Below are 6750 nucleotides of genomic sequence, written 5' to 3'. Positions count from 1 at the left end.
TAAACGCAAAAATTTATATATTTGACCGCCAAGGAAAATTGATCAAACAAATCAGTCCAGCAAGCAAAGGATGGGATGGAACCTACAACGGAAACCTAATGCCATCAACGGATTACTGGTTTACAGTGAAATATCCTGAAGCTGGTGCGATGAAAGAATTCAAAGCGCATTTTGCACTGAAACGATAAATATGTAGATGTAAAGCAAAAAAAAATACTCCTCATTATTGAGGAGTATTTTTTTTATAATATTATGATAATTTATTAAGCGTTGTAAACTCTTAATGCCTCTTTTAAAATTTGTACAGAACGAACTAAGTCTTCTTTCTTTAAAACATAAGCGATTCTTACTTCATTTAGACCTACATTTGGAGTTGAATAAAATCCGGCAGCAGGAGCAATCATAACAGTTTCTCCATTGTTGTGGTAAGATTCTAATAACCATTGTGCAAAATCATCTGCATTTTTAACTGGTAATTGAGCAATACAATAGAAAGCACCTTTTGGAGTAGCCACTTTTACACCTTCAATTTTATTTAATTCAGAAACAAGTGTATCTCTTCTTTCTTTGTACTCTTCTATTACTTCTGTAAAATAACTTTGCGGAGTTTCTAAAGCAGCTTCACTTGCAATTTGAGCAAACGTTGGAGGACTCAAACGAGCTTGCGCAAACTTCATAGCAGTAGCCATCAACTCTTTATTTTTAGAAACAATGCAACCAATTCTTGCTCCACACATACTATAACGTTTTGAAACAGAATCAATCATAATAGCATTTTCTTCAATTCCAGGAACATTCATAACAGAATAGTGTTTATCATTTTCATCATAGATAAACTCACGATAAACTTCATCTGCAATTAAAAATAAGTCATGTTTTTTTACAATTTCTGCTAATTGTTGGATTTCTTCTTTAGAATATAAATAACCTGTTGGGTTACCTGGATTACAAATAAGAATTGCTTTAGTTTTTGATGTAATCAATTTCTCAAAAGCAGCAATAGGAGGTAAGGCAAAACCATCGTCAATAGTTGAAATAACCGGAACCACTTTTACTCCAGATGCAGTTGAAAATCCGTTATAATTTGCGTAAAAAGGTTCAGGAATGATAATTTCATCATCAACATCCATTGTGCTTCCCATAGCAAATAATAATGCTTCTGAACCACCTGTAGTAATGATGATGTCTTGAACGTCAACAGGTAATCCTTGTGATTTGTAATATTGTGAAAGTTTTGTTCTGTAACTTTCAAAACCTGCAGAATGACTGTATTCTAGAACTCTTATATCTGCATTTTTAACTGCATTTAATGCAACTTCAGGTGTTTTAATATCAGGTTGACCAATATTTAAATGATATACTTTATTACCTTTTTTCTTTGCAATATCTGCATAAGGCACCAATTTTCTTATTGGCGATTCGGGCATTTGTTTTCCTTTGTTCGAAACTTTTGGCATGATTGAAAATTTAGTTGTGCAAATTTGCAATTTTTTTATTGTATTTATTGTTAAAAATGATTTTTCAACAACAATATTTTATTAAATTTATGAAAATATTTTTAATGAAGTATAAGTTAATCGCCATTCTCATTTTTTTATTTAGTTCCAACGGTTGGACTCAAAATGGTTTTCAGTTTGAGACTAACAAGAAAAAAAATTCAATTCCATTCAAGTTTATTAACAATTTAATAATTATTCCAATACAAGTTAATGGTGTTTCCTTAAACTTTATGGTAGATACTGGTATTGAAGAAACAATTCTATTTAGTGTTGATGAAACTGATGGTGTAAGTTTTTCAAAAATAGAAAAAGTTAGGATTAAAGGATTTGGAAGTAACGAAGCATTTGACGCCTATAAATCTGATAATAATAAATTAGAAATCAAAAACTACATTGATAACAATCATAATATTTATCTTGTTTTAGATCAAAATATTAACATTTCCTCTCAAGTTGGTGTCCCAGTAAATGGAATCATTGGTAGTAAGTTGTTTCAAAATAATTGTGTAAAAATCGACTATATTTCTAAGCGTATTGTTATTTACAACAAAAATGAAAAACAATTAATATCAGCTATTAAAAACTATTATAGTTATCCAATACAGTTAGTTCAAGGAAAACCATATTTGAATGTTAATGCCTTTTTTAATACTGAAAAACAACCTCTTAATGCAAAAGTTTTAATTGATACCGGAAATACAGATGCCTTTTGGTTTTTTAAACATAAAGACAAAGGTATTGAAATACCAATAAAAAATATTGATGATTTTCTAGGTAGAGGATTCAGTGGTGATGTTTTTGGGAAGAGAGGAAGAATTCCTTCAATTTCTATTGGAAATTATAATTTTAAAGATCCAATTGCAGCTTTTCCAGATACAATTGCAACTTCAGATATTGACAAAATTGAAGGTAGATTGGGTTCTGTAGGTTCAGAAGTTATGAGAAGATTTTCTACAATTTACGATTACAATAATAATTTAATTTACTTAAAGAAAAACAGTAATTACAAAGAATCCTTTAGTTTCAATATGTCTGGAGTAGAAGTACAGCATCAAGGCTTACAATGGATCACAGAAACATATAAAAGTAACACAGTTGTAAACAATAATTTATTTGATGCTAATGGCAACAAATTAGAAAACAATCTTAAATACAGGTTTGAGTTAAAACCAATTTACGTTATAGCTAACGTAAGAAAAGATTCGCCAGCTGCAATAGCTGGATTGAAAAAAGAAGATGTTATTGTAACAATCAACAATCAAAATGGGTAAAATTTTACTTTACAAAAAATAAACGAACTCCTTAAATCGGAAGAAGGTAAATCCATTGAATTTGAAATTGATAGAAAAGGCAAAATCATGAAATTCAAATTTCAATTGAAAAATATATTATAAAAAAAACGTCCGCAGTTTGCGAACGTCTTAAATTTATGATTTTTCCATCAAACTTTGCTTTTTCTCTAGCGGATTGACTTCTTTCTTTACAATCACTTCACCTTTTATTTTTAAGGCAACCATTCCACTTTCAACATTTACAGCATTAGTTTCAACTGTAATAGTTTTTCTTATTGGACCTGGATTCATATTGTATTTCACCTCAATTATACCAGTTTTACCTGGTTGAATAGGAGTTTTTGGATAATCAGCAACCGTACATCCACAAGTAGATTTGGCATTAGTAATCACCAAAGGAGCATCTCCAGTATTGGTGAATTCAAACTTTCTCAAACCATCGTCAGTATCTTTGGTAACAGTTCCGTAGTCAATAGTATTGTCTTTATCTTTAAAAACAATCTTTGGTCCAGTTTGAGCAAAAGCTACACTGTTTAGAACTACAAAAGCGATAAATAATATTTTTTTCATTACGTTAATTTTTGGTTTCATTGGATTAGTAAAATTACGACTTTAAATTTATAAGCAAAATTTTAATTCTTAATTTTTTATAAAAGTACTTATTACTTACTTTTGCAGTAATAATTACAAAAAACATACCAAAGATTTTAAGGAGCGAATGGCTAGGGATTTATCAGCAATCCATATTCCTGCTTTCCGAGTTACATGGTAACTTTTCCAATCAGGGCTAAAAAGTTAAGGTATTGATTTTTTGTTATCTAGTTCGAAACAACTTTAAACTAAATTTAACTATAAACATTTTAAACAATATAAATGATTCCTGCACAATTCAACGCCAAAGAAGTAGAACAAAAATGGTATGACTATTGGATGAAAAACGATTATTTCACATCCAAACCAGACCATAGAACACCTTACACCATTGTTATACCACCACCAAACGTGACTGGAGTCTTACACATGGGACACATGTTGAACAATACTATTCAAGATGTATTGATTCGTCGTGCGCGTCTTAAAGGTTTCAATGCGTGTTGGGTTCCAGGAACCGACCATGCTTCTATTGCAACTGAAGCAAAAGTTGTTGCCAAACTAAAAAGCGAAGGAATCAACAAAAACGATTTAACGCGTGAAGAATTCCTAAAGCACGCTTGGGATTGGACCAACAAATATGGCGGAACCATTTTAGAACAACTAAAGCAATTAGGTTGCTCTTGCGATTGGAGCAGAACCAAATTCACTATGGACGAAGATATGTCGGCGTCTGTAATTCATTCATTTGTAGATTTATACAACAAAGGATTGATTTATCGCGGTTATCGAATGGTAAATTGGGATCCAGAGGCTAAAACGACTTTGTCTGACGAGGAAGTAATATTTGAAGAACGTCAAGGAAAATTATACTTCTTAAAATACAAAATAGAAGGTTCAGAAGATTTCTTGACCGTTGCTACAACGCGACCTGAAACTATTTTTGGAGATACTGCTATTTGTATTAATCCAAACGACGAACGCTTCACACATTTGAAAGGTAAAAAAGCCATTATTCCAATTTCTGGAAGAGTTATTCCTATTATAGAAGACGAATATGTAGATATCGAATTCGGAACTGGATGTTTAAAAGTGACTCCAGCGCACGATATGAACGATAAAACTTTAGGTGAAAAGCACAATTTAGAAATTATAGATATTTTTAATGACGATGCATCTCTAAATTCATTCGGATTACATTATCAAGGACAAGATCGTTTTGTAGTTCGTGAAGCAATCGCAATCGAATTAGAAAATTCTGGTGCTTTAGCTAAAACCGAAACACATCTAAATAAAGTAGGAACTTCAGAAAGAACCAAAGCTGTAATCGAACCAAGATTATCAGACCAATGGTTTTTGAGTATGGAAGAGTTGGTAAAACCTGCCATCAAATCCGTTCTTGAAACCGAAGAAGTAAAATTATATCCATCACGTTTCAATAACACTTACAAACATTGGTTAGAAAACATTCGCGATTGGAATATTTCGCGTCAACTTTGGTGGGGACAACAAATTCCAGCGTATTTCTATGGTGACGGAAAAGAAGATTTTGTAGTTGCTAAAAATATTGAAGACGCTTTAGAATTAGCAAAAGTTAAAACTGGAAATTCACAACTTCAAACTTCCGACTTAAAACAAGATGCCGATGCACTAGATACTTGGTTTTCATCATGGTTATGGCCAATGGCAGTTTTTGGTGGAATTCTTGATCCAGAAAATGAAGATTACAAATATTATTATCCAACTAACGATTTAGTTACAGGTCCAGATATTTTGTTTTTCTGGGTTGCGAGAATGATTATTGCTGGTTATGAATATGCTGGTGAAAAACCATTTACAAATGTATATTTAACTGGTTTAGTTCGTGATAAGCAACGTCGTAAGATGTCTAAATCTCTTGGGAATTCGCCTGAACCATTAGAATTAATCGAAAAATTCGGTGCTGATGGAGTTCGTGTTGGATTGCTTTTGAGCGCTTCTGCAGGAAACGATATCATGTTTGATGAAGAATTGTGCAACCAAGGAAAAGCATTTTCTAATAAAATCTGGAATGCTTTTAAATTGATAAAAGGTTGGGAAGTTTCGGATGCAATTCCGCAACCAGAATCTTCTAAAGTAGCTATCGAATGGTATGAAACTAAGTTGCAAAGAACCTTAACCGAAATCGAAGAAAACTTTGATAAGTACAGAATTTCTGATGCTTTGATGGGTATTTACAAATTGGTTTGGGACGATTTCTGTTCGTGGTTTTTAGAAATGATAAAACCAGCTTACCAACAACCAATAGACAAAGCAACGTTTGACAAAGCAATAGAAATGTTGGAAAACAACTTGAAGTTATTACATCCATTCATGCCGTTTTTAACGGAAGAAATTTGGCAACATATTGCTGATAGAACTCCAGAACAAGCATTAATTGTTTCAGAATGGCCAAAAGCAAAAGCCTATGACGAAAAGCTAATAGCAGATTTCGATTTTGCTATGGAAGTAATCTCAGGAATTAGAACCATTAGAAAAGATAAGAACATTCCGTTTAAAGATGCTATCGATTTGAAAGTAGTGAATAACGAAAATGCTTCAACTTATTTTGATGCCGTTATCATGAAATTAGGAAATATCGTTGCTCTAGAATACGTTACCGATAAAGTTGATGGTGCCTTGTCTTACAGAGTAAAATCTAACGAATACTTTATTCCAATCACCGGAAATATTGATGTTGAAGCCGAAGTAGCTAAATTAACAGAAGAGTTAAACTACACCAAAGGATTCTTAAAATCGGTACAAGCTAAGTTATCTAACGAGAAGTTTGTAAACGGCGCACCAGAAAAAGTATTAGAAATGGAACGCAAAAAAGAAGCCGATGCTTTAGCCAAAATAGCCACCATAGAACAAAGTATTGCTGGTTTAAAATAATAGAAAAGTCCTGAGTTTAATGCTCAGGATTTTTTTTATTTTACAGTTCGTCCGAGTCTATTTCATCTTTTATAGGAATAGATTTATCATTCTTTTTTAAATATTTTTCATAATTTTTCTTGTCCTTTAAATTTCGCATTATTAAAAAAACAACCAAGACAATTGCAATTATAATAACGCTTCCAACCATATATCAATTTATTTCCATTACCTTTAATTTTTTACTAAAGTTATTAAAATTAAAGTTTAGTTTTTTTGTAGAGTATATTTTCAAATTAAGTAAAAAAGGTTAATAAAAAAATCTGAATTTTATAACAAAATTCTTTTAGATAATCTTATGATGAAAACTATAATAGATATTTATTATATATTAGTTTTTAGTTGAACATTCACTAAGTAAAATATAAAAAAATCCTCAATCGAATTAACAATTGAGGATGAAATAGTTTTTATAG

At 31.4% G+C, this 6750-nt stretch carries 5 protein-coding genes; 3 read left to right on the top strand and 2 right to left on the bottom strand.

Translation table 11 applies throughout. The features are described 5' to 3' along the window. Window positions 1-188, top strand: a 188-nt coding sequence (locus tag ABD766_RS13760) for a T9SS type B sorting domain-containing protein (protein ID WP_344817215.1), incomplete at its 5' end; no start/stop codon positions are given. A gap of 75 nt (window positions 189-263) precedes the next feature. On the opposite strand, the gene ABD766_RS13755 is transcribed toward ABD766_RS13760, so the two are convergent. Beyond that, complete coding sequence (locus ABD766_RS13755; RefSeq protein WP_344817214.1) at window positions 264-1457, bottom strand: pyridoxal phosphate-dependent aminotransferase; 1194 nt, start codon at window positions 1455-1457, stop codon at window positions 264-266. Window positions 1458-1561: 104 nt separating this feature from the next. Between ABD766_RS13755 and ABD766_RS13750 the strand changes: the two genes are divergently transcribed. After that, window positions 1562-2770: a PDZ domain-containing protein gene (locus ABD766_RS13750; protein WP_344817213.1), complete on the top strand. Its 1209-nt coding sequence runs from the start codon at window positions 1562-1564 to the stop codon at window positions 2768-2770. A 156-nt stretch (window positions 2771-2926) separates the two neighbouring features. Here the strand turns inward: ABD766_RS13750 and ABD766_RS13745 are convergent, their stop codons facing one another. Further along, window positions 2927-3361 (bottom strand): DUF1573 domain-containing protein, encoded by a 435-nt coding sequence (locus ABD766_RS13745; protein WP_298305807.1) that lies wholly within the window; start codon window positions 3359-3361, stop codon window positions 2927-2929. A 303-nt stretch (window positions 3362-3664) separates the two neighbouring features. Between ABD766_RS13745 and ABD766_RS13740 the strand changes: the two genes are divergently transcribed. Then, window positions 3665-6295 carry a valine--tRNA ligase gene (locus ABD766_RS13740; protein ID WP_344817212.1) on the top strand — a complete coding sequence of 877 codons (2631 nt, stop codon included), beginning with the start codon at window positions 3665-3667 and terminating at the stop codon, window positions 6293-6295. The last annotated feature ends 455 nt before the right edge of the window (window positions 6296-6750 follow it).

The sequence above is a fragment of the Flavobacterium cheonanense genome (genome assembly GCF_039539185.1).
GTDB classification, from domain to species: Bacteria; Bacteroidota; Bacteroidia; order Flavobacteriales; family Flavobacteriaceae; genus Flavobacterium; species Flavobacterium cheonanense.
This window is presented reverse-complemented; position numbering and strand designations above follow the sequence as displayed.

Bases quoted from the DNA above. Each gene is read 5' to 3' on its own strand.
- ABD766_RS13750 (WP_344817213.1), top strand. From the start codon at position 1,562: ATGAAGTATAAGTTAATCGCCATTCTCATTTTTTTATTTAGTTCCAAC.
- ABD766_RS13755 (WP_344817214.1), bottom strand. From the start codon at position 1,457: ATGCCAAAAGTTTCGAACAAAGGAAAACAAATGCCCGAATCGCCAATA.
- ABD766_RS13740 (WP_344817212.1), top strand. From the start codon at position 3,665: ATGATTCCTGCACAATTCAACGCCAAAGAAGTAGAACAAAAATGGTAT.
- ABD766_RS13745 (WP_298305807.1), bottom strand. From the start codon at position 3,361: ATGAAAAAAATATTATTTATCGCTTTTGTAGTTCTAAACAGTGTAGCT.